Consider the following 25,960-nt stretch of genomic DNA (forward strand, 5'->3'; position numbering starts at 1 on the left):
TTTACTGCCGGTTCCCGGCAGATCGCGGGCAAGCGCGCTCCTACGCCCTGCGGGCAGAAGCGGCGTTGTGGTAGAGGCCGGATGCGATCTGACGGTATGCTGCCTGCCCTTGATTCTGGCCGAAGGCCGTGGGAGCAAGCTTGCTCGCGATCTGGCGCGTAGCGGCAGCAAAATCAGGCGACCTGGTTATGCCTGACACTCCGCATGCACCGGTTTTGCTGCCGGTTCCCGGTAGATCGCGGGCAGGCGCGCTCCTGCGCCTTGCAGGCAGAACCTTTAGAGCTACACATAGTTGCTACGCCCTGCGGGCAGTATCCAGAGCCAGTGCATTCTGCCAGCGGGCAATCGCCAGGCACGCCACGCAGTTGCCCAGCACGTTGGTCAACACCCTGCACTTCATCAAGCGCTCTACGCCTAGCAACAGGCCGACACCTTCCAGCGGTACGAGGTGGAACAGGTTTAGCGTGGCGATCAATGTGAAGAAGGCCGATCCCGCCATGCTGGTCGAGCCCAGCGACGTCACCAGTGATATCAGCAGCAGCGTCAGCAATTCGCTGGCTGTCAGTTCGATCCCCGACATCTGAGCCAGAAACAGCGCCGCCGTGATCAGGTAGATATTCGAACCGCTGAGGTTAAAGGTGTAGCCGGTGGTCAGCACCAGGCGCGTCAATTGGCGGTCGCAGCCCAGCGTCTGCATCTTCTCGATCAGGCCCGGCAGCGCGGCCACGGACGAGCCTGTGAAGGTCACGAGCAGCAACTCGTCTTTCAGGTGCATGACCAACCGCCAGAGCGGTGCGCCGGACGCTTGGGCAATGGGGGCCAAGATCAGCAGCACGAACGCGGCTGAGGCCACATACATCACGGCGACGAACTTGAGCAGCGGCAATGCCGACGCGGGCCCGAACCGTCCGATGGTGAAGGCGATGGCGCCGAAAGCGGCAAGCGGCGCGAAACGCAGGATCAGCCTCAGAACGCTGAAGAGCAGGCCCACCGCCTTTTCCAGCCATGCGCGCAACGCGTCGGCGTGACGCTGCCCCCGTGCGCGAGCGATTAGGGCTCCCGTCAGCAATCCGGCGAGCATGATCTGCAGTATCGGGTTTTGCGCAAGTGCTCGGGTGATGACTGCTTCGGCGGCTGACCACGAAAACTCGCCGCTGTTTATGCCTGCGTCGATCAAGGGGAGGGACAGATTGGGTGTGTTGGACGCAACGCCGTTACCGGGATGCAGGGCGTCGGCCATCAGGCAGGCGAGCGACAACGACAGCAGCGCCATGGTCTGGAAATAGATCAGGACCTTGAGCCCGAGGCCGCGTTGCCTGACCTGTAAACCGGCGACACCCGACGCGATCAGGAGGAACATCATGAACGGCATCAGCCAGCCGATGACGCGAATGAATCCATCGCTCAACGGTTTCATGTCAACGGCAAGCAGTGGGTCGAAGGCGCCCAGCAGCACACCGCAGACGATGGCGATGAGGAGTTGCAGCGTGGGATTGCGCAGAAGCCTGAGTGGCATCGGTGTTCCGGGCGTTCAGCCTGTTTATTGTTATGAGCGTGCCTTGTCAGCGCTGGATGGATTGGGCACGCTTGCCGGTCAATGTCGCATTGATCGGGCGGCCATCATAAAACCTTGAGGCGGGATAGACCACCATGGAGCTTCGTCATTTGCGCTATTTCGTCATGGTGGCCGAGGAGCGGCATTTCACACGGGCCGCCGCTCGCCTGAACATGCAGCAACCGCCGCTCAGTCAGCAGATTCGCGCACTGGAAGACGAACTGGGATTCGACCTGTTCAAGCGTCACCCCAAGGGCGTCGATCTGACGGCGGGTGGGCGGGTGTTCTTGCAGGAAGCGCAGGACATTCTGGCGCGGGTCAAAGACGGTTCGCTCAAGGCGTCTCGCGCTGCTCACGGCATAGAGGGGCAGTTGAGCATCGGGTTTACCAGTTCGGCCGCAGCCCATCCGCTGATCCCGCGTATCATTCGTGCCTATCGCGAGCGCTATCCGGGTGTGGCGGTTTCCCTCAAGGAGGGGAGTGCACAAAAGCTCACTGACCTGAGCATCGAGGGCGGTGTCGATGTCGGTATCCTGCGAGCACCGGTCAGCCGCCATCAAAGCATTGAATTTCATCGCCTGCTCAATGAGGAAATGCTGCTCACCTTGCCGGTGGGCCATCGCTTGCTGGCGGCGCATGACCCGTCTGTCGAGCCGCCGTCGATCCCGCTCGATGACCTGCAGGATGAGCAATTCATTCTCGTGCGTCGGCCTGGCGCGCCCGGGATGTACGCCAACCTGATCAAAGCCTGTCAGAACGCCGGCTTCAACCCGAAGATCGCCTTTGAGGTGGAGCGCATGCTGACCAACGTCAGTCTGGTGGCCGCGGGCGCAGGGGTTTCCATCGTCCCGGCCTCAATGAAGGATGTGCACAAAGAGAGTGTCGTTTACTGCCCGATTGCCAATGCCAGGCCTCGGCTGCATGCGCCGATCACGCTGGTGTGCCGCAGCTTCAATCAACTGCCGCCGTTGCAGAACTTCATCGATCTTTCACGCGAACTCAGCGGGCGCAGGGCCCTGCAGCGGGCATAAAAAAAACCGGCACGTGGCCGGTTTTTTTGCAGCGGCGAAGCTTAGCGCTTCAGCGATGCGGGTACGTACGGAGCGATCGAGGTCAGCACGGCCTTGAAGCATTTGGTGTTGCCAGCAACGATGTGGCCTTTCTCGAGGAATTCGTGACCACCGTTGAAGTCGCTGACCAGTCCGCCCGCTTCCTGAATCAGCAGGGCGCCAGCGGCCATGTCCCACTCGGACAGACCCGATTCCCAGAACGCGTCAAAGCGACCGGCAGCCACGTAGGCCAGGTCCAGGCTCGCTGCGCCCGCGCGGCGGATGCCAGCGGTCTGGCCCACCAGCGAACGGAACATGTTCAGGTAGTTATCGAGGTTATCCAGCTGGTTTTCGCGGAACGGGAAGCCGGTGCCTAGCAGGGCGCCTTCCAGGCTCTTGCGAGGGCTGACGCGCAGGCGACGACCGTTGAGTTGTGCACCACGACCACGGCTGGCGGTGAATTCTTCCTGACGGACCGGATCCAGAACAACGGCGTGTTCCAGACGACCACGGTATTTGCAGGCAATGCTGACCGCAAAGTGCGGAACGCCACGAACGAAGTTGGTGGTGCCGTCGAGCGGGTCGATGACCCACAGGTAATCGGCGCCTTCACCGCTGCCTTCGTGCAGGCCGCTTTCTTCGCCGAGGATGCCGTGGGTTGGGTACGCCTTCAGCAGGGCGTCAATAATGGTTTTTTCAGCGGCGCGATCGATCTCGGTTACGTAGTCTTTCGCGTCTTTTTCGTCGACCTTGATGGTATCCAGGCGCTCGATGGAGCGGAAAATCAATTCGCTGGCGCTGCGGGCGGCGCGCAGCGCGATATTCAGCATGGGCTGCATGGATGTATCACCTAGGTCGTTAAAGAGAGCCGGGCATTCTATGGGTTCTTTTCGACGATTTCCAGCGCAAGTGCAGCCTTTAGCCTGCGTCCGGTCGCCTCACGACCCCTGGATCGTCGCTGGTTTGGCGCGCCTTGAAGGTGTATCAACGTCGAATGGCGCAAGGGTTCGTAGCCTTGCGCCGGGCGCTTCTGTAAGATTCCTCCCCCTTTTCACCTGCTAGCGAGACTTCACCAGTGCTGCAAAATATTCGTGTCGTCCTGGTCGGTACCAGCCATCCGGGAAATATCGGTGGCGCTGCTCGTGCCATGAAGAACATGGGGCTTTCGCGTCTGGTGCTGGTCGACCCGGCGATGTTCCCGCATCACGAAGCGGACGCCCGTGCGTCCGGGGCAGGCGACATTCTGGAAGGCGCCCAGGTGGTGGCGACGCTTGAAGACGCGCTGGTGGGCTGCAATCTGGTGCTCGGCACCAGCGCGCGGGACCGCCGCATTCCCTGGCCTTTGCTCGATCCGCGCGAGGCGGGCGTGAAGACCGTTGAGCACGCCGCGCAGGGCGAGGAGATCGCCTTGGTGTTCGGTCGTGAATACGCCGGTTTGACCAACGAAGAGCTGCAGCGCTGCCATTACCACGTACACATCCCGTCCGATCCGGGATTCAGCTCGTTGAATCTGGCGGCCGCGGTGCAGGTGCTGAGCTACGAAACACGCATGGCGTGGCTCGCGGCCGGCGGACAGGCGACCAAGGTGGAGAAGTTCGAAGTCAATTCCGTGCGCAGCACCGAGCTCGCGACCATGGATGAGATGGAAAAATTTTATGAGCATCTGGAAACCACCCTTGTGAACATCGGCTTTCTGGATCCGGAAAAGCCTCGTCATCTGATGGCCCGGTTGCGCCGGCTCTATGGACGCGCGGCCGTCAACCGTTCTGAAATGAGCATTTTGCGTGGCATCCTCACCGAGACCCAGAAAGCGGCCAACGGCGAGCCCTACAAGCGGAAGGATCAATGATGTTCGAGCGTCTGCGAGAAGACATTCAAAGCGTGTTTCACCGGGACCCGGCCGCCCGCAACGCATTTGAAGTGCTGACCTGCTATCCCGGCATGCACGCGATCTGGTTGCATCGTTTGTCTGGCTGGTTGTGGCGCAAGGACTTGAAGTGGCCAGCCCGTATGGTTTCCAACTTCGGCCGCTGGCTGACGGGGATCGAAATCCACCCCGGCGCGAAGGTCGGGCGGCGTTTCTTTATCGATCACGGCATGGGCATCGTCATCGGCGAGACGGCCGAAATCGGCGATGACGTGACGCTTTATCAGGGCGTGACCCTGGGCGGCACCAGCTGGAATAAAGGCAAGCGCCATCCCACGCTGGAATCTGGCGTTGTCGTGGGGGCGGGTGCCAAAGTGCTGGGCCCGTTCACGGTGGGCGCGGGCGCCAAAGTCGGCTCCAATGCGGTGGTGACCAAAGCGGTGCCGGCAGGTGCGACCGTGGTCGGTATTCCCGGTCGGATCATCGTCAAGTCGGACGACAGCGAGGCTGAAGCCAAGCGCAAGGCGATGGCCGAGAAGATCGGTTTCGATGCGTATGGTGTGAGCGAGGACATGCCCGACCCGGTCGCCAAGGCAATCGGTCAGTTGCTGGACCATTTGCAGGCGGTGGATGTGCGCATGGAAGACATGGGCAAGGCGCTCAAGAGCCTGGGCTGCGAATACCGCGAGAAGGCGCTTCCGGAGTTGCATCAGGAAGTCTTCGACTGCATTAAAGAACGCAGCGAGAACAAAGCCGCCCAAGACTAAAGGAGGGGTGGGGGTCGGGAAACGCAGAAGTGCCATTCCAGCCCGGGTTTTGCTATGATGCGGCCCGCTGTTTTGCGGGTAATCCCGACTGTTTCACTAGGTCTTATAGTTGACTTAAATACTCGGGAATAGCATACTCGCCCTCATTCCGAACCTCCGCGGTACACGTCATGCGATTGACTACAAAGGGCCGATACGCCGTCACTGCCATGCTTGATCTGGCATTGCATGCGCAGCATGGGCCAGTGTCTCTGGCCGATATCTCCGAGCGGCAGGGGATTTCCCTTTCCTACCTCGAGCAACTGTTCGCCAAGCTGCGCCGTAGTAACCTGGTGTCCAGCGTGCGTGGACCTGGCGGTGGCTATCAGCTGTCCCGCACGATGCAAGGCATCCAGGTGGCGCAGGTGATCGATGCGGTCAACGAATCGGTCGATGCCACACGCTGTCAGGGACTCGGTGATTGCCATGCTGGCGATACCTGTCTGACCCACCATTTATGGTGTGACCTCAGTCAGCAGATTCACGAATTTCTAAGCGGTATCAGCCTGGCCGACCTCGTCACTCGCCGTGAAGTGCAGGAAGTCGCCCAACGCCAGGACCTGCGTCGTTGCAACACCAGGACGCAGCCACTGGACAAGATTGAAACATCCGCCGTTGAGTGAACGCAGATGAACGCGCGGCGCGCCTGCCCGATAGGAGATATTCAATGAGATTGCCGATTTACCTCGATTATTCCGCGACGACCCCGGTCGACCCGCGTGTTGCGCAGAAAATGAGCGATTGCCTGCTGGTTGATGGCAACTTCGGTAACCCGGCCTCGCGTTCCCACGTCTTTGGCTGGAAAGCAGAAGAAGCGGTGGAGAATGCCCGTCGTCAGGTCGCTGATCTGGTCAACGCCGACCCGCGTGAAATCGTCTGGACGTCTGGCGCTACCGAGTCCGACAATCTGGCGATCAAAGGCGCTGCGCATTTCTATGCCTCCAAAGGCAAGCACCTGATCACCAGCAAGATCGAGCACAAGGCTGTCCTCGACACCATGCGCCAACTGGAGCGTGAGGGTTTCGAAGTCACCTACCTGGAGCCGACCGAAGACGGTCTGATCACTCCGGCCATGGTTGAAGCAGTCCTGCGTGACGACACCATTCTCGTTTCGATCATGCACGTGAACAACGAAATCGGCACCGTGAACGACATCGCCGCAATTGGCGAGCTGACCCGTTCGCGCGGCGTGCTGTTCCATGTCGACGCCGCTCAGTCCACTGGCAAGGTCGACATCGACCTGTCGAAACTGAAAGTCGACATGATGTCCTTCTCGGCCCACAAGACCTACGGTCCGAAGGGTATCGGCGCGCTGTACGTCAGCCGCAAGCCGCGTGTGCGCATCGAAGCGACCATGCACGGTGGCGGTCATGAGCGCGGCATGCGCTCCGGCACACTGGCGACTCACCAGATCGTCGGCATGGGTGAAGCGTTCCGCATCGCCAAAGAAGACATGGCCGCCGAGAATGTGCGCATCAAGGCACTGAGCGATCGTTTCTACAAGCAGGTCGAGCACCTTGAAGAGCTGTACGTCAACGGCAGCATGACCGCCCGCGTACCGCACAACCTGAACCTGAGCTTCAACTACGTCGAAGGCGAGTCGCTGATCATGGCGCTCAAGGACCTCGCGGTGTCGTCCGGTTCTGCCTGCACCTCGGCTTCCCTGGAGCCGTCCTACGTGCTGCGTGCCCTGGGTCGCAACGATGAGCTGGCGCACAGCTCGATCCGTTTCACCTTCGGCCGTTTCACCACTGAAGAAGAGATTGACTGGGCTGCGCAGAAAGTTTGCGAGGCTGTCACCAAGCTGCGCGCTTTGTCGCCGCTATGGGACATGTTCAAAGACGGTGTCGACATCTCCAAGATCGAGTGGGCGGCGCACTAATTTAAAGTCGCCACAGATGCGGCGCTTTGAAGACGCGTTGTCCGGTTTTTGAAGTGTCGCGAGAGCGATTTACCTGATGAGAGGATTGCACCATGGCTTACAGCGAAAAGGTCATTGACCACTACGAGAACCCGCGCAACGTCGGCAAGATGAACGCGGAAGATCCTGATGTCGGCACCGGCATGGTCGGCGCTCCGGCGTGTGGCGACGTGATGCGCCTGCAGATCAAGGTCAACGAGCAGGGCATCATCGAAGACGCCAAGTTCAAGACTTACGGCTGCGGTTCCGCGATCGCTTCCAGCTCCCTCGCCACCGAGTGGATGAAGGGCAAGACGCTGGATGAAGCAGAAACCATCAAGAACACTCAACTGGCGGAAGAGCTGGCGCTGCCGCCGGTGAAAATTCACTGCTCCGTACTCGCTGAAGATGCCATCAAGGCCGCTGTTCGCGATTACAAGCAGAAGAAAGGCCTGCTCTGAGCAGTCTTCATCCCGCTTGCAAGAGGTAAGGAGTTCCGATGGCTATCAGCATGACCGAAGCTGCCGCTAATCACGTGCGTCGCTCCCTCGAGGGACGCGGCAAAGGTGACGGCATTCGTCTGGGTGTGCGCACGACCGGGTGTTCGGGCCTGGCGTACGTGCTCGAGTTCGTCGACGAGCCGGAAAGCGAAGACACGGTGTTCGAGCACCATGGCGTCAAGGTGATCATCGATCCCAAGAGCCTGGTTTACCTCGACGGCACCGAGCTCGATTTCGTCAAGGAAGGGTTGAACGAAGGCTTCAAGTTCAACAACCCCAACTCGCGCGGTGAATGTGGCTGCGGCGAAAGCTTCAACGTTTGAGGCTGACTGTGGGCACTCCTTGTCATTTCGCTTTATTCGATCTGCAGCCGGGTTTCCGTCTGGATCTTGACCTGCTGGCGACGCGTTACCGCGAGCTTGCCCGTAGCGTGCACCCCGACCGCTTCGCTGACGCTTCCGAGCGTGAGCAGCGCGTTGCGCTGGAGCGCTCGGCAAGCTTGAACGATGCCTATCAGACGCTGAAGAGCGCGCCTAAACGGGCGCGTTATCTGCTGGCGCTGAGGGGCGAAGTCCCCCTTGAAGTCACCGTGCATGACCCCGAGTTTCTGATGCAGCAGATGCAGTGGCGCGAAGAACTCGAGGATTTGCAGGACGAAGCGGACCTGGAAGGTGTCGCGACGTTCAAGCGTCGGCTCAAGGTTGCGCAGGAAGAACTGAACGAAAGCTTCGCGGCCTGTTGGGATGATGCTGCACAGCGTGAGCAGGCCGAAAGGCTGATGCGCCGCATGCAGTTCCTCGACAAGCTCTCTTACGAAGTGCGCCAGCTGGAAGAGCGCCTCGACGATTAACCCCGCGCCGTCTTTGGGCGGCGCGCCAGTGATATCAGAAAAGCAATGGCTCTACTGCAGATCGCCGAACCCGGCCAAAGTCCAAAACCTCATCAGCGCCGTCTGGCCGTCGGGATCGATCTCGGCACCACCAACTCGCTGGTGGCTGCGTTGCGCAGCGGCATCAGTGAACCGCTTCCCGATCAGAACGGCCAGGTCATCCTGCCGTCGGCGGTGCGCTACCACGCCGATCGCGTCGAAGTGGGCCAGGCGGCCAAAGACGCTGCCGCCACGGATCCCCTGAACACGATCATTTCGGTCAAGCGCCTGATGGGCCGCGGCATCTCCGACGTGAAGCATCTGGGTGAGCAACTGCCTTACCGCTTCATTGGCGGTGAATCGCACATGCCCTTCATCGAGACGATTCAGGGCGCCAAAAGCCCGGTCGAGGTGTCCGCCGATATCCTGAAGGTACTGCGTCAGCGTGCCGAAGCGACGCTGGGTGGCGATCTGGTCGGGGCGGTGATTACCGTGCCTGCCTATTTCGATGACGCTCAGCGGCAGGCGACCAAAGACGCTGCCAAGCTGGCGGGTTTGACTGTCCTGCGTTTGCTCAACGAGCCTACCGCGGCGGCCGTGGCGTACGGTCTGGACCAGAACGCCGAAGGCGTCGTGGCCATTTATGACCTGGGCGGCGGCACGTTTGATATTTCAATTCTGCGCCTGACCGGCGGTGTGTTCGAAGTCATGGCCACCGGTGGCGACAGCGCGCTGGGTGGTGACGATTTCGATCACGCCATCGCCAGTTGGATCATCACTGAGGCCGGTCTTTCCGATGACCTCGATCCTTCTGCCCAGCGCAGCCTGATGCAGACCGCCTGTGCCGCCAAGGAAGCGCTGACGGACACTGACGCAGTCGACGTCGTGCACGGTGCATGGAGCGGCGTGCTCACCCGGGCCGCGTTCGACGCGCTGATCGAGCCGATGATTGCCCGCAGTCTCAAGGCCTGCCGTCGCGCTGTGCGTGACAGCGGCATCGAACTGGATGAAGTCGAAGCGGTGGTCATGGTCGGCGGTTCGACCCGTGTGCCCCGTGTCCGCGAAGCCGTTGCCGAGCTGTTTGGTCGTCAGCCATTGACCGAAATCGACCCGGATCAGGTGGTGGCCATTGGTGCCGCGATCCAGGCCGATACCCTGGCGGGTAACAAGCGTGATGGCGGCGAGCTGTTGCTGCTGGACGTGATTCCGCTGTCCCTTGGGCTTGAAACCATGGGCGGCCTGATGGAGAAGGTGATCCCGCGCAACACCACGATCCCGGTGGCGCGCGCGCAAGAGTTCACCACCTATAAAGACGGCCAGTCGGCCATGATGATTCACGTGCTGCAAGGCGAGCGTGAACTGATCAGCGACTGCCGTTCACTGGCGCGTTTTGACCTGCGCGGCATCCCCGCCATGGTCGCGGGCGCTGCGAAGATTCGTGTCACCTTCCAGGTTGATGCCGACGGTCTGCTGAGCGTGTCCGCCCGCGAACTGGCGTCCGGTGTGGAATCCAGCATCCAGGTCAAGCCGTCCTACGGGCTGACCGACGGCGAAATTGCTCGCATGCTCAAGGATTCGTTCCAGTACGCCGGCGATGACAAGGTCGCGCGTGTGCTTCGCGAGCAGCAGGTCGACGCCCAGCGTCTGATCGAAGCCGTCGAAGGTGCGCTGCAGGCCGATGGCGAGCGTTTGCTCGACGCCGAGGAGCGCATGGTCATCGAGATGCAGGTGGAAGAACTCCGTGAATTGATGAAGGGCACCGACGGTGCGGCCATCGAGCAGCAGACCAAGCGTCTGTCGCAGGTGACCGACGCCTTCGCGGCCCGCCGCCTGGACTCGACGGTGAAAGCCGCGTTGGCAGGGCGCAACCTGAATGAGATTGAGGAATAACTGATGCCGCAGGTCATTTTTCTGCCACACGCCGAGCATTGCCCGGACGGTATGGTTGTCGAGGCCGAAACCGGCAAGTCGATTCTTGAAGTGGCACATGACAATCACATCGAAATCGAGAGTGCGTGCGGTGGTGTCTGTGCCTGCACCACGTGTCACTGCATCATTCGCGAGGGTTTCAATTCCCTGGAAGAGGCCGACGAGCTGGAAGAGGACTATCTTGATCGTGCCTGGGGCCTTGAAGCGCAGTCGCGTCTGTCGTGCCAGGCGAAGGTCGGCACTGAAGACCTGACCGTCGAGATTCCGAAATATTCGCTTAACCATGCAGCCGAAGCGCCGCACTGACCGAGGAGTTGTCATGAGCTACGGTTGGAATGATGTACAGCGTATCGCCGAGGAGTTGTATGAGGCTCATCCGGATACCGATCCGTATTCGGTCGGCTTCGTCAGGCTGCAGCAGATGATCCAGCAACTGCCTGATTTCGATGACACCTCTGGCCGGGTCGGCGAGAAGGTGCTCGAAGCGGTTCAGACCCTTTGGGCCGCTGAAATAGACTGATCATCTTTGCACGTTAGGCAATACACCAGAACCCGCGTATAATTCGCGGGTTTAATTTTTCGCAACAATCACTGTTTCTGGAGTTACACCATGGCTGTTCAACGTACTTTCTCGATCATCAAGCCTGACGCCGTTGCAAAAGGCGCTGCCGGCGAAATCGTTACCCGTTTCGAAAAGGCTGGTCTGAAAGTGGTCGCCTCGAAAATGAAGCAACTGTCCAAAGCCGAAGCCGAAGGTTTCTACGCTGAGCACAGCGCCCGTGGTTTCTTCGGTGACCTGGTTGCTTTCATGACTTCCGGTCCGGTTATCGTTCAGGTTCTGGAAGGCGAAAACGCTATCCTGAAGAACCGTGAGCTGATGGGCGCTACCAACCCTAAAGAAGCCGCTGCCGGCACCATCCGTGCTGACTTCGCCGAGTCCATCGACGCCAACGCTGTTCACGGCTCCGACTCCGAAGCGGCTGCTGCTCGCGAAATCGCTTACTTCTTCGCTGCTACCGAGGTAACCACTCGCTAAGCTGCTGCGAGTGAGGGTGAATCCATGACTGATACCACTGGCAAAATCAACCTGTTGGGTCTGACCCAGCCGGAAATGGAAAAATTCTTCGAGTCCATCGGGGAGAAACGCTTCCGCGCCGGTCAGGTCATGAAGTGGATTCACCATTTTGGCGTCGATAATTTCGAGGCCATGACGAACGTCGGCAAGGCGCTGCGCGAAAAGCTCGAGCGTCGTGCCGAAATTCGGGGTCCTGAAGTCGTCAGCGAGGACATTTCCAGCGACGGTACCCGTAAATGGGTCGTTCGCGTGGCGTCCGGCAGCTGCGTCGAGACCGTCTACATTCCGCAAGGCAAACGCGGCACCCTGTGTGTTTCGTCCCAGGCGGGCTGCGCGCTGGATTGCAGTTTCTGCTCTACCGGCAAGCAAGGTTTCAACAGCAACCTCACCGCCGCCGAAGTCATCGGTCAGGTGTGGATTGCCAACAAATCCTTCGGCAGTGTCCCGGCGACCGTCGACCGTGCCATCACCAATGTGGTGATGATGGGCATGGGCGAGCCATTGCTGAACTTCGACAATGTCATTTCCGCCATGCATCTGATGATGGATGACTTCGGCTATGGCATTTCCAAACGCCGGGTGACCCTGTCAACCTCGGGCGTGGTACCCATGATCGATGAGCTGGCCAAGCACATTGACGTTTCGCTGGCCCTGTCGCTGCACGCGCCCAACGACGCGCTGCGCAACCAGTTGGTGCCGATCAACAAGAAGTACCCGTTGAAAATGCTGCTCGAGTCTTGCCGCAATTACATGTCGGCACTGGGCGAGAAGCGCGTTCTGACCATCGAGTACACGCTGCTCAAGGACATCAACGACCGTCCGGAGCACGCCATCGAGATGATCGAATTGCTCAAGGACACGCCGTGCAAGATCAACCTGATTCCGTTCAACCCGTTTCCGCATTCGGGGTATGAGCGTCCCAGCAACAACGCGATCCGTCGTTTCCAGGATCTGCTGCATCAAGCTGGGTATAACGTCACCGTGCGCACCACGCGCGGTGAGGACATCGATGCTGCCTGTGGCCAGTTGGTCGGGCAGGTAATGGACCGCACGCGTCGCAGCGAACGTTACATCGCTGTGCGTGAGCTCAGTGCCGACTCCGAAGGGACTCAGGTCGCTGCGGCCCGCACCTGACTGCGAACTTGACTGAGAGGATCTCTATGTCCCTGCGCGCTGCGCTGCTGCTGTGTTTTGCCACGTTACTGGTGGGGTGTGTGTCCACCGGCAACGTCGATCCGCTGAGTACCGGCAAGGGACGTGAAGAGGCTCGTCATGCGTATGTGCAGTTGGGCCTGGGTTATCTGCAGCAAGGCCAGATGGAGCGGGCGAAAGCCCCGCTGAAAAAAGCGCTGGAGCTGGACAGTTCGGACGCTGACGCAAACGCTGCCTTGGGGCTCGTGTTCCAGGCCGAACTCGAACCTGAACTGGCCAATGAGTATTACACCAAGGCGCTGGCCTCACGTCCCAAGGACGCTCGCATCCTCAACAACTACGGTGGTTTTCTTTACGAGCAGAAGCGCTACAAGGAAGCTTATGAGCGCTTTCAGCAGGCCGCCGATGATAATCTCTACGCCGAGCGCGCCAGGGTTTTCGAGAATCTGGGCCTGACGTCCCTGAAGCTTGGAAATCGTGACGCAGCGCTGGAAGAATTCACCAAAGCCTTGAGGCTTGATCGTCAACAACCTCGCGCGTTGCTGGAAATGGCTGAGTTGTCTTACGAAGACAGGCATTATGTGCCGGCGCGTGACTATTACGACCGTTTCAGCCAGCTTAGCGAGCAGAATGCACGTAGCCTGTTGCTGGGCACACGGCTCGCGAAGATTTATGACGATCGCAACAAGGCAGCCAGTTATGGCCTGCAACTAAAAAGACTCTATCCCGGTACGCCGGAATATCAGCAATACCTGTCGGAGCAATGATGAAAGCGGCGCATCCCGAAGTTGTAGCAGCCACTCGCAGGAACCCTGGTGAAACGTTGCGCCAGGCTCGCGAGAGTAGAAACTGGTCGCTGCCAGATGTGGCTTTGAGGCTGAACCTCACCGCGACTTCCCTGGGTTATGTGGAGGCGGGCGATTTTGACAAGCTCCCCGGCCATACCTTTGCCCGGGGTTACATTCGCGCCTACGCAAAACTGATGGGCCTGGATCAGGCTGCGCTGGTCAGTGAGTTCGACCAGTACACCGGCACGGACGGCAAGGGCAGCAATGTCCATGCCCTGGGTCGCATCGAAGAACCTGTGCGTCTTTCCCACAATATCCTGCGCATTGTCAGCCTGTTGCTGCTGATTGCACTGATCGGCGGCGGTTTTGTCTGGTGGCAGGATCAGGCCACCTTGCGCGGCAAAGAGCCGACGAATCTGGGTATGGAACACGTCGAAGTCGAAAGCGCCGACGGCACTACGCAGATTCACCCGCTGGACGAGCCGGAAGATCAGGCGGTCACTGATGCTCAGGACAACGCATCGGCGCCATTGCCGTTGAATAATGCCGAGCCGGTCACGGCAGCACCGACGACGCCAGCTGCACCGACCACCACCGCGCCCGCCACGAGTGCAACGGCGCCTGCGCATGGCACTGCTGCCACGCCTGCCGCTCCTGCGCATACCGCGCCGACGACGCCTGCCACATCAACCGTACCGGCGCCTGCCGCTGCACAAACGCCAGCCGCCACGGAGGCTGCGCCGGTTCCTGCCGGTGCCGGCCAGGTGCATATCGCGTTCAGCGCCGATTGCTGGTTTCAGATCACCGACGGTAACGGCAAGGTGCTGGCCAGTGGCCTCAAGCGTTCTGGCGACAGCGTCGATGTCAGCGGCAAGCCGCCTATGGCGGTGCGACTGGGCGTGGCCCGCGCTGCACAGGTCAGCTACAACGGTCAGCCGGTCGACGTCGCACCTTTCACTTCGGGCCAGACGGCTCGCATGAAACTGGGGCAATAAGTCATGCACGGCGAATCTCCGATCAAACGTCGCGAATCTCGTAAAATCTGGGTCGGCTCGGTGCCGGTCGGTGGTGATGCGCCGATCGCGGTACAGAGCATGACCAACAGCGACACCAACGACGTCGCTGCAACCGTCGCTCAGATCAACCGTCTGGAAGCCGCAGGCGTGGACATCGTCCGCGTTTCCGTCCCGGACATGGACGCCGCCGAGGCGTTCGGTCGTATCAAGCAACTGGTCAAGGTGCCTCTGGTCGCCGACATCCACTTCGACTACAAGATCGCGCTGCGCGTCGCCGAGCTGGGTGTCGATTGTCTGCGGATCAACCCGGGCAACATTGGCCGTGAAGATCGCGTGCGCGCGGTGGTTGATGCCGCGCGTGATCGCGGTATTCCGATTCGTATCGGCGTCAACGCCGGCTCGCTGGAAAAAGACCTGCAGAAGAAATACGGCGAACCGACGCCGGCGGCGCTGGTCGAGTCCGCGTTGCGCCATGTCGAGCACCTGGATCGCCTGGATTTCCAGGACTTCAAGGTCAGCGTGAAGGCGTCCGATGTGTTCATGGCCGTTGAAGCCTACCGTCTGCTGGCCAAACAAATCGTCCAGCCATTGCACCTTGGCATCACCGAAGCCGGTGGATTGCGTTCAGGCACAGTGAAATCGGCCGTCGGCCTAGGTATGCTGCTGGCCGAAGGAATCGGCGATACCATCCGTATCTCGCTGGCCGCTGATCCCGTCGAGGAAGTGAAGGTCGGTTACGACATCCTCAAGTCGCTGCACCTGCGTTCCCGTGGCATCAACTTCATCGCCTGCCCGAGTTGCTCGCGGCAGAACTTCGATGTGGTCAAGACCATGAACGAGCTGGAAGGGCGTCTTGAGGATCTGCTGGTCCCGCTCGATGTCGCGGTGATCGGTTGTGTGGTGAACGGACCGGGGGAAGCCAAGGAAGCCCATATCGGCCTCACCGGCGGCACACCGAACCTGATCTACATCGATGGCAAGCCGTCGCAAAAACTGACCAATGACAATCTCGTGGACGAGCTTGAGCGCTTGATTCGCGAGAAAGCGGCCGAAAAGGCCCAGGCCGACGCAGCGCTGATCGTTCGCGGCTAACCCCGTTTCCAAGGAATATTTGTGAGTAAGTCTCTGCAAGCCATTCGTGGCATGAACGACATCCTGCCGGATCAGACGCCGCTGTGGCGCTATTTCGAAGGCACCGTATCGCGTTTGCTGGATAACTACGGTTATCGCCAGATCCGCATGCCGATCGTCGAGTTCACCGAGCTGTTCAAGCGCTCCATCGGCGAAGTGACCGACATCGTCGAGAAAGAGATGTACACCTTCGCCGACCGTAACGGCGACTCGCTGACCCTGCGGCCTGAAGGCACGGCGGCATGCGTGCGTGCGGTGCTCGAGCACGGCATTACCGGCGGTGGTCAGGTCCAGAAGCTCTGGTACATCGGCCCGATGTTCCGCCACGAACGTCCGCAGAAAGGCCGTTATCGCCAGTTCCACCAGATCGGCTGCGAAGTGTTCAACCTCGACGGTCCGGACATCGATGCCGAGCTGATCGTGCTGACCTGGCGCCTTTGGGGCCTGTTGGGTATCCGCAACGCGGTCAAGCTCGAACTCAACAGCCTGGGCACCAGCGAAGCGCGTGCCCGTTACCGCGAAGCGCTGGTCGAGTACCTCTCGGCCCGTCTCGAACAACTGGACGAAGACAGCCAGCGCCGTCTGAAAACCAACCCGCTGCGGGTGCTCGACACCAAACACCCTGAAACCCAGGCTGTGCTGGTCGATGCGCCGAAGCTGGCGGACTATCTGGATGACGAGTCGCGCGTTCACTTCGAAGGCCTCAAGGCGCGTCTCGACGCGGCCGGCATTCCTTACGTGATCAACCCGAAACTGGTTCGTGGTCTGGATTACTACAGCAAGACCGTTTTTGAGTGGGTCACCGATCAACTCGGTGCCCAGGGCACGGTCTGCGCGGGCGGTCGTTACGACGGTCTGGTCGAGCAGATGGGCGGCAAGCCGACCACGGGCGTCGGTTTCGCCATGGGCATCGAGCGCCTGGTGTTGCTGCTGGAAACCCTGGAGCAGGTCCCGGAAGACATTTCGCGCACCATCGACGTGTACGTCTGTGCCTTTGGCGAAGCCGCAGAGCTCGCCGCGCTGGCATTGTCGGAACGTCTGCGTGATCAGGTACCGAACCTGCGTCTGCAGGTCAACGCCGGCGCTGGCAGCTTCAAGAGCCAGTTCAAGAAAGCCGACAAGAGCGGCGCGTTGTACGCGTTGATTCTCGGTGACGAAGAGCTGGCTCGCAAGGAAGTGGGCGTCAAGCCTCTGCGCGGTCAGGGCGAACAACAAAATATTGCCTGGGATGCTCTTTCCGAGCACCTGGCCACCTGCATCGTGCAGGGTTGAAGCTGATAAACAGCCGAATCAGATAGGAGTATTGGGGTGTCGAGTACCGATGATGAACAGCTGGCGGCGGTAAAAGACTGGTGGCAGCGTAACGGCAAGCCCTTGGTCACCGGCGGTCTGCTCGCGGTGATCGTGGTGTTGGGCTGGCAAGCCTGGCACCGCTATCAGAACAACCAGGCACAAGGTGCTTCGGCCCTGTATCAACAGTTGCTGGAAACAGCCTTGACCCCAAGCGGGCAGGCCGATGCCGGTCGTGTCGCGGAGATTGCCGGCAAGCTGAAAAGCGAATTCGGTGGCACCGCCTACGCCCAGTACGGCAGTCTGTTCGTGGCCAAGGTGGCGGTGGAAACCGGCAAGCTGGACGACGCTGCAAGCGAACTGAAAGCGGTCAATGACAAACCGGCCAACCCGACATTGGGTGAAATCGCCCGTCAGCGTCTGGCTCGCGTGCTCGCGGCGCAGAACAAGCCAGAAGACGCGCTGAAGCTGCTGGACGGTCAGGTCGACAAGGCCTTCGCCGCCAGCCGTGAGGAGTTGCGTGGCGATCTGCTGGTTCAGCTGGGTCGCACCGACGACGCTTATGCTGCATACAAAAAGGCCAAGGCTGCGCTGTCCGAAGAAGCGGCAGTGGGTGGCTTGCAAATGAAGCTCGACGATCTGGCGAAAGGGGATGCGTGACGTGATCCGTTGGAAACATGCAGCATTGCTGGCTCTGGCCGTTTTGGCCGCGGGTTGCAGCAGCAACACTAAAAAGGAATTGCCCCCGGCCGAGCTGACCGACTTCAAAGAAGAAGTGGTCCTGCAAAAGCTGTGGAGCCGCTCGGTGGGTGATGGCCAGGGCGACCTCTACAACATGCTGGTTCCTGCCATCGACGGCGAGAACATCTACGCTGCGGACGCCAACGGTCTGGTCATGGCGATCAACCGTAGCAATGGCGACGTGGTCTGGAAGAAAGAGCTCGAGCAGCCTGTCTCCGGTGCTGTCGGCGTAGGCTCTGGCATGGTCATGCTGGGCACCCTGCGCGGCGAAGTGATCGTCCTGGACGAAGCCACTGGCGAGCAGAAGTGGAAAGCCAAGGCGACCAGCGAAGTGTTGTCTTCGCCGGCCACCAACGGTGACGTGGTTGTCGCTCAGACTCAGGACGACAAGGTCATCGGTTACGACGCCGTGACCGGTGATCAGCGCTGGATCTACGAAAGCAGTCCGGCGGTTCTGACCCTGCGCGGTACCGGTGCGCCGCTTGTCACCAACCAACTGGCGGTTGCAGGCTTGTCGACCGGTAAGGTCGTGGCGCTGGACATCCGCAACGGCGTGCCCGTCTGGGAGCAGCGCGTCGCGATTCCGCAAGGCCGTTCCGAGCTGGACCGTGTGGTCGACATCGACGGTGGCCTGCTGTTGTCCGGCAGTACCCTGTACGTCGCGACCTATCAAGGCCGCGTCGCGGGGCTGGAACTGCAGAGCGGCCGTGTCCTGTGGCAGCGTGATGCGTCGAGCTATTCGGGTGTTGCCCAGGGCTTTGGCAGCGTCTACGTTTCGCTGGCCAACGGCACGGTTGAAGGCGTCGATGAGCGCTCTTCGACCGCACTGTGGAGCAACGACTCGCTGGCTCGCCGGCAGTTGGGCTCTCCGGAAGTGTTTTCGAGCTACGTAGCGGTGGGCGACATGGAAGGCTACCTGCACCTGTTGAGCCAGGTTGACGGTCACTTCGTCGGCCGTGAAAAGATCGACAGCGACGGCCTGCGTGCACGCCCGCTGGTGTCGGGCAACACCATTTACGTCTTTGGCAACAGCGGCAAGCTGGAAGCCCTGACGATCAAGTAGTGGCTGTCTATGCTTGAGGAGGCCAGTGAACCGGCTTCCTCGGGCGGCCCCGCTCTGACGGGGCTTGCGGCACTTCGGGTGCCGCTCCGAACTCCGGCCGCTGCCTTGCAGCGGCTTTTGTATTTTCTGAAATAACGAAGTGGAGAGCCGCATGGTTCCCGTAATCGCCCTGGTGGGTCGACCGAACGTCGGCAAGTCCACCTTGTTCAACCGCCTGACCAGGACTCGCGACGCCATCGTCGGCGACTTGTCCGGTCTGACCCGTGATCGCCAATACGGTGAGGCCAAGTGGCAAGGGCGTACCTACATCCTGATCGACACCGGCGGTATTTCCGGTGATGAGCACGGCATGGACGAAAAGATGGCCGAGCAGTCGCTGTTGGCCATCGAAGAAGCCGATGTCGTGTTGTTCCTGGTGGATGCCAAGGCCGGCTTCACCGCCGCCGACCAGATGATTGGCGAGCACCTTCGCAAGCGCAACAAGACCTCCTACGTGGTCGCCAACAAGGTCGACAACATCGACCCCGACATGGCTCGCGCCGAGTTCGCGCCTTTGGGCATGGGCGACGCGATTCCGGTCGCCGGTGCGCACGGTCGCGGCATCACGCAGATGCTGGAAATCGCCCTGCGCGAATTCCCGAAAGACGCGGACGAAGTGGAAGAGGGTGAAGAAGAGGACGTCGCTGAAGGCGAAGAAGCCAAGCGCATCCCGGGCCCGAGCGAAAAAGACGGTATCAAGATCGCAATCATCGGTCGTCCGAACGTCGGCAAATCGACGCTCGTCAACCGCATGCTGGGCGAAGACCGCGTTATCGTCTATGACCAGCCAGGCACCACGCGCGACAGTATCTACATCCCGTTCGAGCGCAATGACGAGAAGTACACGCTGATCGACACTGCCGGTGTGCGCAAGCGCGGCAAGATCCACGAGGAAGTCGAAAAGTTTTCCGTGGTGAAGACGCTGCAGGCGATCAAAGACGCGAACGTCGTGATCTTTGTCATGGACGCGCGTGAAGGCGTGGTGGACCACGACCTGAACCTGCTGGGCTTCGCGCTGGAAGCCGGGCGGGCGCTGGTCATCGCGCTCAACAAGTGGGACGGCATGGTCCCGAGCGAACGTGACTACGTGAAAACCGAGCTGGAACGCCGGTTGTTCTTCGTTGACTTCGCCGACATCCACTTCATCTCGGCGCTGCACGGCACGGGCGTGGGCAACCTCTACCAGTCGGTTCAGAACTCGTTCAAATCTGCTGTCACCCGCTGGCCGACCAGCCGTCTGACGCAGATTCTCGAAGACGCCGTCAGCGAGCATCAGCCACCGATGGTCAACAGCCGCCGGATCAAACTGCGTTACGCTCACCTGGGTGGCGCTAACCCGCCGCTGATCGTGATCCACGGTAACCAGGTCGAGAAAGTACCGAAGTCGTATGTGCGTTATCTCGAAAACACTTACCGCCGTGTGCTCAAACTGGTCGGTACGCCGATCCGGATCGAGTTCAAAGGCGGCGAGAACCCCTATGAAGGCAACAAGAACACGCTGACGGACCGGCAGGTCAACAAGAAGCGTCGCTTGATGTCGCACCACAAGAAAGCCGAGAAGAAGCGCAAGGACAAGCGCTGATCCGGTAACGGACTTTCTTCGAAAAAGGCGCCAATGGCGCCTTTTTTTGTGTTCGCCGTATGGGCTATCCTGCGAGTCCCCGCGCCGTTCTGGAGCCGGGTGTGGAGCAGGAAAACCCTATGATCACCAGTAAATTGCCGAACGTTGGCACCACCATCTTTACCGTGATGTCCCAGCTTGCAGCCGAAACCGGGGCGATCAATCTTTCTCAGGGTTTTCCCGATTTCGATGGGCCAGACGCGCTGCGTGAAGCCCTGTGCCGTCACACGATGGACGGTCATAACCAGTACGCGCCGATGACCGGACTGCCTGCATTGCGCGAGCAGGTGGCGGCCAAGATCGCCCGATCCTACGGGCGTCAGGTCGACATGAATACCGAGGTCACGATCACCCCGGGCGCGACGCACGCTATCTTTTGTGCGATCCAGACCGTGGTGCGTGCAGGCGACGAAGTCATCGTGTTCGATCCCAGCTACGACAGTTATGAGCCCTCGGTCGAACTGGCGGGCGGTCGTTGCGTACACGTCCAGCTCAAGGACGGTGATTTCTCCATCGACTGGGAAAAGCTCGATGCGGCGCTGAGCCCACGCACGCGCATGATCATCATCAACACGCCGCACAACCCCAGTGGTGCCTTGATCACCCGCGACGAGCTCGATCAGTTGGCGGCGTTGATCCGTGACCGCGACATCTATCTGGTCAGTGATGAGGTCTACGAGCACCTGGTGTTCGATGGCGTGAAGCATGCCAGCGTTCTGGCCCACGAAGAGCTGTATCAGCGCGCGTTTGTCGTCAGTTCGTTTGGCAAGACGTACCACGTGACAGGCTGGAAGACAGGTAATCTGGTCGCGCCACCCGCGTTGACCGCCGAAATGCGCAAGATTCACCAGTTCGTCGGTTTCTGTGGCGTGACGCCGCTGCAGTGGGCGCTGGCCGATTACATGGCCGAGTGCCCGCAACATGTCGATGAGTTGCCAGCGTTCTATCAGGCCAAGCGGGACTTCTTCTGCGATCGCCTTGAGTCATCGCGTTTTACCTTCACGCGAGCGGCCGGCACCTACTTTCAACTGGTCGATTACTCGCAGATCCGTCCGGACCTGAACGATGTCGAGATGTCGCTCTGGATGACCCGTGAGCATGGCGTCGCGAGCATTCCGATTTCCGTGTTCTATCAGAATCCGCCTGAAGGCCAGCGCATCATCCGGCTGTGCTTTCCCAAGCGAGAGGAGACGTTGCGTCAGGCAGCGGAAAAACTATGCGCGATCTGAGCGACCTGCCGAACCTGAACATCGCGTTGGTGCAGACCACGTTGGTCTGGCACGACTGCAAAGCCAACCATGCGCATTTCGAGGAATTACTGGACCAGGCTCGGGGTGCCGATCTGGTGATTCTGCCTGAGATGTTCACCACCGGCTTCTCGATGGAATCCGAAACCCTCGCTGAGCCCGAAAACGGGGTGACGTCCAGATGGCTGCTGGCGCAGGCCAGGCGCATCAACGCGGTCGTGACCGGTAGCGTGATTGTGCGGTCGGCCGATGGCAGTCACCGCAATCGGCTCTTGTGGGCGCGGCCAGACGGCGAGCTTCTGCACTATGACAAGCGTCACCTCTTCCGCATGGCAGGCGAGCATGAGCATTACAGTCCGGGTGAGCGTCAGGTGCAGTTCGAGCTCAAGGGCTGGCGCGTTCGTCCGCTGATCTGCTACGACCTGCGTTTTCCGGTCTGGAGCAGAGATGCGCGAGACACTGACTTGCTGCTGTACACCGCCAATTGGCCGGGGGCCCGCCGTCAGCATTGGAACCGCCTGTTACCTGCCCGGGCCATTGAAAACCTGTGTTATGTGGCAGCGGTCAACCGGATCGGCACCGATGGCAAAGGGTTTGCCTACACCGGCGACAGCCAGGTGCTGGATTTTCAGGGCGAAAGCCTGCTCAACATCGGGGAGGCGGCGGGTGTTTTCCATGTCAGCTTGTCTGCCGAGAGTCTGGCGGCATACCGGCAGAAATTTCCGGCCTATCTCGACGCTGACACGTTCGAGTTAAAGTGAGTCCATAACGCCTGTGGACGAGGCGGTCCACCGCGTTGTCCCCGAACCTTCAGTTCTTGGCAAGCCGGCCGATACAGCGTGCACTAGACAAGGAGTGCATCATGACCACGATTAACACGAGTTCGTTGAGCGCTTACTCGAGCGTATTCTCGGCTGGCGTCAAAAATGACGGGTCCGCCAAGAGCGATGCCACGACCGCCAGCGTGAACCTTCGCGGCAACGTTTATCAATCGCCAGGCGCTTCGAAGTCCGGCGAGGCGGAGAGCGGCGGTTCACCGCAGGAACAGGTTATCAAGCAGTTGCAGGATCAGATCAAACAGACACAGAAGATCCTCCAGCAACAGCAGCAGCAATTGGCCGTCGCCATGAACAGCAAGGCACCGGAACAGGAAAAGGCCGCGCAGGTGATGTCCATTCAACAGCAGATTTCCGGCACGATGGCGCAACTGAGCGCGCAACAGGCGGCGCTGTTGGAGTTGATGAAAGGCACGGTCAACACCACCGCTTGATTTCGCCCGATGGAATAAAAAGAAAAGGCCCTGAAGCGTTCACTTCAGGGCCTTTTTGCTGAACGGGCTTGGGAGAAGCGAGCTTCGGTCAGGCTGCCTCAGCGGCCGCTTCGGCCTGGGACAGGGCACGGTTCAGCGCGCTGAACAGGGCCTTGAAGCTGGCGGTGGTGATGTTTTCATCGATGCCCACGCCGTGTACCGCACGCTCGCCGTTCACCCGCAGTTCGATGTAGGCAGCGGCCTTGGCCGTGGTGCCGGCGCCGATGGCGTGTTCGTTGTAGTCCATGATCTCTGCGTTGACGGGCAATCCCGCCACCAGCGCTTCCAGCGCACCGTTACCCTTGCCGCGCCAGTGCAGGTTGGTCTCGCTGTCGCTTTTGCCGGTGACTTCGACTTCCACCTCACTGTTGCCGTTTTCTTCCCGCAGGCGATGGCTGACCAGCGCGTAGGGCTTGTTGGCTTGCAGGTACTCGCGCTTGAACAGCGAGTAGATCTGCTGAGCAGTCATTTCCAGGCCCAGACGGTCGGTTTCGCCCTGTACCACCTGGCTGAATTCGATCTGCATGCGACGTGGCAGCGAGATGCCGTATTCCTGCTCCAGCAGGTAGGTGATACCGCCTTTGCCGGACTGGCTGTTGACCCGAATCACTGCCTCGTAGCTGCGGCCGATGTCGGCAGGGTCGATGGGCAGGTACGGGACTTCCCACAGCGTGCCTTCCTTCTGCTGGGCAAAACCCTTGCGGATGGCGTCCTGGTGCGAGCCGGAGAACGCAGTGTGGACCAGATCGCCGACATAGGGGTGACGCGGATGAACCGGAATCTGGTTGCACTCCTCGACGACCTTGCGCACGCCATCGATGTCGGAGAAGTCCAGTTGCGGGTTCAGGCCCTGGGTGTACATGTTCAGTGCGACCGTCACCAGATCAACGTTACCGGTACGCTCGCCGTTGCCGAACAGGCAGCCTTCGACGCGATCCGCACCCGCCATCAGGCCCAGTTCGGTCGCCGCCACGCCGGTGCCGCGGTCGTTGTGGGTGTGCAGGCTGATGATCACGCTGTCGCGACGGCTGATGTTGCGGCAGAACCACTCGATCTGGTCGGCGTAGATGTTCGGGGTGGCAACTTCCACGGTGGCCGGCAGGTTGAGAATCACCTTGTTCTGCGGCGTGGCGTTCCACACTTCGATCACGGCGTCGCAGACTTCCTTGGCGAAGTCCAGCTCGGTGGCGCTGAACGTTTCAGGCGAGTACTCGAACTGCCATTGGGTTTCCGGCTGCTGCGCGGCGTATTTGACGAACAGCTTGGCGGCGTCGACGGCGATGGCCTTGATGCCTTCCTTGTCCTGGTTGAAGACAATGCGACGGAAGGATGGGGACGTGGCGTTGTACAGGTGAACGATGGCCTTCTTGGCGCCGCGCAGGGATTCGAAGGTGCGCGCGATCAGGTCTTCACGGCCTTGGGTCAGCACCTGAATGGTGGTGTCGTCCGGGATGTGCCCGTCTTCGATCAGCGTGCGTACGAAGTCAAAATCGGTCTGGGAGGCAGCCGGGAACGAGGCTTCGATTTCCTTCACGCCGACCTTTACCAGCGTCTTCCAGAAACGCAGCTTCTTGACCGAATCCATCGGCTCGATCAGCGACTGGTTACCGTCGCGCAGGTCGGAGCTGCACCAGATCGGCACCTCGGTAATGGCCTTGGAAGGCCAGGTGCGGTCAGGCAGGTCGATGACCGGAAATGCGCGGTACTTCTGCGAAGGGTCTTTGAGCATGGTCATGTGATCAGTCCTTTTTTGTACTCAGGGCCGAGAGAAGGCGGCCAGCCGATAAATGCGGGGTGTAGCGTCGAGGCACCGCGATTTAGCCTGGCAGTCGTGCACTGACGAGGCTGAGGCAGCGATGTTGACGCAGCAGGATAAGGGTTTGAGAGGCTTTCATGTGCTCAACCGTAACCAATGGGGTGAAAGGTGGCAAGCAGTTGAAAAAAATTGGGAGAAGTTTTCGCTAGTGCCGAACCGGCGCGATTTATCGGCTGGTTATTGCGTATTTTAGAGATTTTATTGCTGAGCTGTTTCTGTCTGCGCAACTCGATCAACTGTAGGAGCGCGCTTGCCCGCGATTGCGTTTGTCAGGCAGCACCGGGCTGACTGGCCACACGACAATCGCGGGCAAGCGCGCTACGGGGTTCAGATCCCAGGCCTTTTGGCTTACGTTACGGCTGGAACGCGTTAATGAAGATCGCCGGATCCACGCGCGCATCGTTCAGGCTGACGTTCCAGTGCATGTGCGGGCCGGTTGCACGACCGGTCGAACCGACGCGTCCCACCACGCCGCCCCGGGGTACGGCGTCGCCGACTTTCACGTCGATCTTCGACATGTGGCAGAACATGCTGATGAAGCCCTGCCCGTGATCGACGAACACCGTGTTGCCATTGAAGAAGTAGTTGCCGATCAGAATGACCTTGCCGGCTGCCGGTGACTTGATCGGTGTCCCGGCCGGAACGGCGAAATCCAGCCCTGCATGCGGGTTGCGCTCTTCACCATTGAAGAAACGGCGTACCCCGAACTTGCTCGACAGCGGGCCGTCAACCGGTTTGTCCAGCAACAGGTTGCTTGGCGTGCCCGGGCTGAAACTGCGGTAGGCGCGCAACTGTACGTCCAGCTCCTGCTCGATGCGTTTCAGGTCATCCGGGTTCGGATTGACCTGGCGCTGGTTTTTCAGGGTGATGTGCTGTTCGGGGTATTTCTTGCTGGCCACGATAAACGGCAGATTGCGTCCCCCGCTGTTCACCTGCTGGGACGTACCTGGCTTGATCGTCAGTGGAATGCCGACAATGGCCAGCCAGTGGGCGTCCTGATCCTTGACCACCAGCACCGGCTTGCCCTGCCAGGTCGCTTTCGGCGGCTGAGCAGCCGGTCCCAGATCGACCACGGCCACGCCACCGGGCACGGGTTTGTTCAGCAGGCGAGAAATGTAGCTGTCAGCGTGAGCGGGCAGCGTTATGCAAAGGGCCAGCGCGACGCCAGCCAGAGAGCGGGAAATAAAGGGCAGCATCG

The 25,960-nt window shown here is 60.2% G+C and carries 27 protein-coding genes; 23 read left to right on the forward strand and 4 right to left on the reverse strand.

From position 1 onward, the window contains the following. Window positions 1-295: 295 nt before the first annotated feature. Window positions 296-1,516 carry a cation:dicarboxylate symporter family transporter gene (locus tag BMY73_RS23520; RefSeq protein WP_092410122.1) on the reverse strand — a complete coding sequence of 407 codons (1,221 nt, stop codon included), beginning with the start codon at window positions 1,514-1,516 and terminating at the stop codon, window positions 296-298. A 134-nt stretch (window positions 1,517-1,650) separates the two neighbouring features. Here BMY73_RS23520 and BMY73_RS23525 point away from each other — a divergent pair, with 134 nt between their 5' ends. Continuing rightward, window positions 1,651-2,586, forward strand: a complete 936-nt coding sequence (locus tag BMY73_RS23525; RefSeq protein ID WP_062383523.1) for a LysR family transcriptional regulator — start codon at window positions 1,651-1,653, stop codon at window positions 2,584-2,586. 41 nt (window positions 2,587-2,627) lie between these two features. Here BMY73_RS23525 and suhB read toward each other — a convergent pair whose 3' ends face one another. After that, on the reverse strand, window positions 2,628-3,443 hold the full coding sequence (gene suhB / locus BMY73_RS23530) for a type III secretion system regulator SuhB (protein ID WP_062383521.1): 816 nt from the start codon (window positions 3,441-3,443) through the stop codon (window positions 2,628-2,630). Window positions 3,444-3,679: 236 nt separating this feature from the next. On the opposite strand from suhB, the gene trmJ reads away from it, so the two are divergent. The 22 genes from trmJ to BMY73_RS23640 all read left to right on the forward strand — a co-directional run bounded on the left by trmJ (window position 3,680) and on the right by BMY73_RS23640 (window position 22,907). Beyond that, a complete protein-coding gene (gene trmJ / locus BMY73_RS23535; protein WP_092410124.1) occupies window positions 3,680-4,453 on the forward strand; it encodes a tRNA (cytosine(32)/uridine(32)-2'-O)-methyltransferase TrmJ in 774 nt (257 codons plus the stop codon). Beyond that, the gene (gene cysE, locus BMY73_RS23540) at window positions 4,453-5,238 is read left to right on the forward strand and encodes a serine O-acetyltransferase (RefSeq protein WP_062383516.1); all 786 of its coding nucleotides are present in this window, start codon (window positions 4,453-4,455) and stop codon (window positions 5,236-5,238) included. The genes trmJ and cysE overlap by 1 nt, the downstream gene beginning before the upstream one ends. Window positions 5,239-5,408: 170 nt before the next feature. Continuing rightward, window positions 5,409-5,900: a Fe-S cluster assembly transcriptional regulator IscR gene (gene iscR / locus BMY73_RS23545; protein WP_062383513.1), complete on the forward strand. Its 492-nt coding sequence runs from the start codon at window positions 5,409-5,411 to the stop codon at window positions 5,898-5,900. 44 nt (window positions 5,901-5,944) lie between these two features. Beyond that, window positions 5,945-7,159, forward strand: a complete 1,215-nt coding sequence (locus tag BMY73_RS23550) for an IscS subfamily cysteine desulfurase (RefSeq protein ID WP_062383510.1) — start codon at window positions 5,945-5,947, stop codon at window positions 7,157-7,159. Between the two features lie 92 nt (window positions 7,160-7,251). Beyond that, on the forward strand, window positions 7,252-7,638 hold the full coding sequence (gene iscU, locus BMY73_RS23555) for a Fe-S cluster assembly scaffold IscU (RefSeq protein WP_062383507.1): 387 nt from the start codon (window positions 7,252-7,254) through the stop codon (window positions 7,636-7,638). 38 nt (window positions 7,639-7,676) lie between these two features. Further along, the gene (iscA, locus tag BMY73_RS23560) at window positions 7,677-8,000 is read left to right on the forward strand and encodes an iron-sulfur cluster assembly protein IscA (RefSeq protein WP_062383505.1); all 324 of its coding nucleotides are present in this window, start codon (window positions 7,677-7,679) and stop codon (window positions 7,998-8,000) included. Between the two features lie 8 nt (window positions 8,001-8,008). Further along, complete coding sequence (gene hscB / locus BMY73_RS23565; RefSeq protein WP_092410126.1) at window positions 8,009-8,527, forward strand: co-chaperone HscB; 519 nt, start codon at window positions 8,009-8,011, stop codon at window positions 8,525-8,527. Between the two features lie 45 nt (window positions 8,528-8,572). Next, complete coding sequence (hscA, locus tag BMY73_RS23570) at window positions 8,573-10,435, forward strand: Fe-S protein assembly chaperone HscA (RefSeq protein WP_092410128.1); 1,863 nt, start codon at window positions 8,573-8,575, stop codon at window positions 10,433-10,435. Between the two features lie 3 nt (window positions 10,436-10,438). Then, a complete protein-coding gene (gene fdx / locus BMY73_RS23575; RefSeq protein WP_062383494.1) occupies window positions 10,439-10,780 on the forward strand; it encodes an ISC system 2Fe-2S type ferredoxin in 342 nt (113 codons plus the stop codon). A 13-nt stretch (window positions 10,781-10,793) separates the two neighbouring features. Then, window positions 10,794-10,994, forward strand: coding sequence for a Fe-S cluster assembly protein IscX (iscX, locus tag BMY73_RS23580; protein ID WP_062383490.1), 201 nt, complete (start codon window positions 10,794-10,796; stop codon window positions 10,992-10,994). Window positions 10,995-11,084: 90 nt separating this feature from the next. Then, a complete protein-coding gene (gene ndk, locus BMY73_RS23585; protein WP_062383487.1) occupies window positions 11,085-11,510 on the forward strand; it encodes a nucleoside-diphosphate kinase in 426 nt (141 codons plus the stop codon). Window positions 11,511-11,534: 24 nt separating this feature from the next. Continuing rightward, the gene (rlmN, locus tag BMY73_RS23590) at window positions 11,535-12,683 is read left to right on the forward strand and encodes a dual-specificity RNA methyltransferase RlmN (protein WP_062383484.1); all 1,149 of its coding nucleotides are present in this window, start codon (window positions 11,535-11,537) and stop codon (window positions 12,681-12,683) included. Between the two features lie 26 nt (window positions 12,684-12,709). Beyond that, window positions 12,710-13,468: a type IV pilus biogenesis/stability protein PilW gene (pilW, locus tag BMY73_RS23595; protein WP_062383482.1), complete on the forward strand. Its 759-nt coding sequence runs from the start codon at window positions 12,710-12,712 to the stop codon at window positions 13,466-13,468. Next, the gene (locus BMY73_RS23600) at window positions 13,468-14,484 is read left to right on the forward strand and encodes a RodZ domain-containing protein (RefSeq protein WP_092410130.1); all 1,017 of its coding nucleotides are present in this window, start codon (window positions 13,468-13,470) and stop codon (window positions 14,482-14,484) included. Before pilW ends, BMY73_RS23600 begins: the two co-directional genes overlap by 1 nt. Before the next feature lie 3 nt (window positions 14,485-14,487). After that, a complete protein-coding gene (gene ispG / locus BMY73_RS23605; RefSeq protein ID WP_062383477.1) occupies window positions 14,488-15,597 on the forward strand; it encodes a flavodoxin-dependent (E)-4-hydroxy-3-methylbut-2-enyl-diphosphate synthase in 1,110 nt (369 codons plus the stop codon). Between the two features lie 21 nt (window positions 15,598-15,618). Further along, window positions 15,619-16,908 carry a histidine--tRNA ligase gene (gene hisS, locus BMY73_RS23610; RefSeq protein ID WP_092410132.1) on the forward strand — a complete coding sequence of 430 codons (1,290 nt, stop codon included), beginning with the start codon at window positions 15,619-15,621 and terminating at the stop codon, window positions 16,906-16,908. 36 nt (window positions 16,909-16,944) lie between these two features. Then, complete coding sequence (locus tag BMY73_RS23615; RefSeq protein WP_092410134.1) at window positions 16,945-17,586, forward strand: YfgM family protein; 642 nt, start codon at window positions 16,945-16,947, stop codon at window positions 17,584-17,586. Further along, window positions 17,579-18,730 carry an outer membrane protein assembly factor BamB gene (gene bamB / locus BMY73_RS23620; RefSeq protein WP_062383468.1) on the forward strand — a complete coding sequence of 384 codons (1,152 nt, stop codon included), beginning with the start codon at window positions 17,579-17,581 and terminating at the stop codon, window positions 18,728-18,730. Before BMY73_RS23615 ends, bamB begins: the two co-directional genes overlap by 8 nt. A 151-nt stretch (window positions 18,731-18,881) precedes the next feature. Next, window positions 18,882-20,351, forward strand: coding sequence for a ribosome biogenesis GTPase Der (gene der, locus BMY73_RS23625; protein ID WP_062383464.1), 1,470 nt, complete (start codon window positions 18,882-18,884; stop codon window positions 20,349-20,351). 119 nt (window positions 20,352-20,470) lie between these two features. Then, a complete protein-coding gene (locus BMY73_RS23630; RefSeq protein WP_092410136.1) occupies window positions 20,471-21,619 on the forward strand; it encodes a pyridoxal phosphate-dependent aminotransferase in 1,149 nt (382 codons plus the stop codon). Beyond that, window positions 21,607-22,398, forward strand: coding sequence for an amidohydrolase (locus tag BMY73_RS23635; protein ID WP_092410138.1), 792 nt, complete (start codon window positions 21,607-21,609; stop codon window positions 22,396-22,398). Before BMY73_RS23630 ends, BMY73_RS23635 begins: the two co-directional genes overlap by 13 nt. A gap of 101 nt (window positions 22,399-22,499) precedes the next feature. Continuing rightward, window positions 22,500-22,907 carry a hypothetical protein gene (locus BMY73_RS23640; protein WP_062383455.1) on the forward strand — a complete coding sequence of 136 codons (408 nt, stop codon included), beginning with the start codon at window positions 22,500-22,502 and terminating at the stop codon, window positions 22,905-22,907. A gap of 88 nt (window positions 22,908-22,995) precedes the next feature. Here BMY73_RS23640 and leuA read toward each other — a convergent pair whose 3' ends face one another. Both leuA and BMY73_RS23655 read right to left on the reverse strand, forming a co-directional pair. Beyond that, a complete protein-coding gene (gene leuA, locus BMY73_RS23645) occupies window positions 22,996-24,681 on the reverse strand; it encodes a 2-isopropylmalate synthase (protein WP_092410140.1) in 1,686 nt (561 codons plus the stop codon). A 434-nt stretch (window positions 24,682-25,115) separates the two neighbouring features. After that, entirely contained in the window at window positions 25,116-25,958 is an 843-nt protein-coding gene (locus BMY73_RS23655; RefSeq protein WP_092410144.1) for a peptidoglycan DD-metalloendopeptidase family protein, read from the reverse strand. Window positions 25,959-25,960 lie beyond the last annotated feature (2 nt).

Source organism: Pseudomonas sp. NFACC02 (assembly GCF_900110765.1).
Lineage (GTDB): Bacteria > Pseudomonadota > Gammaproteobacteria > Pseudomonadales > Pseudomonadaceae > Aquipseudomonas.